Below are 1,597 nucleotides of genomic sequence, written 5' to 3' on the forward strand. Positions count from 1 at the left end.
GCGATATTGACCGCCCCATTATCACCGGATGTACCTATAACGCCCTTAACCGTCCGCCGCTAAATTTACCGGCGGAAAAGACCCGCACCACGTTCAGAACCAAGACCCATAAAGGTAATGGTTTTAATGAATTACGCTTTGAAGATGAAAAAGAGCGGGAAGAGATCTATATCCATGCTCAACGTGACCAACTGATCCAAATTAACCACGATAAAACTCAAAAAATAGATCACGACGAAAGCCACACCGTCATGAACGACCGCCGGCATAAAATCGGTAACGATGAATTTATCCGTATCATGAATGAACAACATATTCAGGTGGATAAAAATCAGTTCGAAACCATTGAGAAAGACAAAATCACGCGGATCAACAATAGCTGGAAAGAAGAGATCTATGCTTCCCATTTCCAACAAATTGGGGAAAACAAACAGAGTGATATCAAAGGCAATTACCAGTTAAATGTCGTTAAAGGCATTCACTCACACACCAAAATACATACCCTGCAAGCCAGCGATACATTGATCCTCAAAGGTAAAGCCGGCAGCATCACCCTAGATGCTCAGGGCATCACATTAAACGGCAATATCTTTCTGAAAGGTCCAGTGGTCGTGCAAGGCGGCAGTGCAGGCACCGTACCCACATTGACCGGTGCAGCCAATGAAGGCCAGCCCATTGCTCAGGATTGCAAAGGAAAAGCCGATGCACAGAAGGAAACATCAGAGTGAAAATGCCGTCTTCGCTTGATTTATATGATTACTGGGTGGCCAATTACACCTACCAGGCTATGGGGAATGAACAGCATCCTGCCGGACAATACTCAGCCAAGGCGTTAATCTATGCCCCGACTCAACATGAGGCATTAACCAATTTGTGGGATTACGTTATTGGCCCGGGCATAACAAACGGTCAAGACCAAGAGATCATCTCCTTACAAACCTATCTGGAGGAAAGCCCCCATCCTGAATTACGGTTGATACGGCATATTCCACAGATAAGTGATAAACAACCCGTGATAGTTGTCCAACAGGAAAATTTAGATTCCCCTATTCCCGCCGTGCGGGGTGATCTGATATTGACACAAACCACTGACATGCCAGTTTGTGAAGACAACCAGCATCTCTACGCAGTGATTGATGCAGCGGTCTATCAACAGACCGAGAGATTTATCATTCCTGATCTCTTCGCCTCTTCTTTACGCTGGCAAGGGTTATTTAAAGGTGAAACCCAGGTTTCACTGGAAGACAGCGCGCCTTATCTGGTTGAACTGAGTCAAGACAGCGACAATCAGCCAGAACTACAGCGATACATGATGAATGCCGATAATCGGGCGGAACTGAGCCTGTTTATTCAGAGCGGGCAGCCTTTTGAAATCGTGTTAAATCATCTGCGCAAATTTGCCTATCTGAAAAACGAGCTGACTCAGGAATGGTCGTTTTTTCGTTTCTATCACCCTAAGACACTAATAATACTGCTTAATACCCTATCTGACGGGCCATTAGCCCATTTTATGCAGGGTATCAATGCCGTGTGGTTTTATGGTGATGAACCGGATACCCATCACATGATCACCCTCACTGAAAACATCCGACAGGCA

At 45.5% G+C, this 1,597-nt stretch carries 2 protein-coding genes; both read left to right on the plus strand.

Annotated features, from left to right (window positions below; all coding sequences use genetic code 11):
- The coding region (locus C5470_RS21745) for a bacteriophage T4 gp5 trimerisation domain-containing protein (protein ID WP_422631103.1) at positions 1 to 728 on the plus strand (728 nt) is incomplete at its 5' end.
- A 2-nt stretch (positions 729 to 730) separates the two neighbouring features.
- Positions 731 to 1,597: DUF4123 domain-containing protein (locus C5470_RS21750; protein WP_242688272.1), on the plus strand; the 867-nt coding region annotated here is incomplete at its 3' end.

Source organism: Photorhabdus stackebrandtii (assembly GCF_011189495.1).
Taxonomy (GTDB): domain Bacteria; phylum Pseudomonadota; class Gammaproteobacteria; order Enterobacterales; family Enterobacteriaceae; genus Photorhabdus; species Photorhabdus khanii.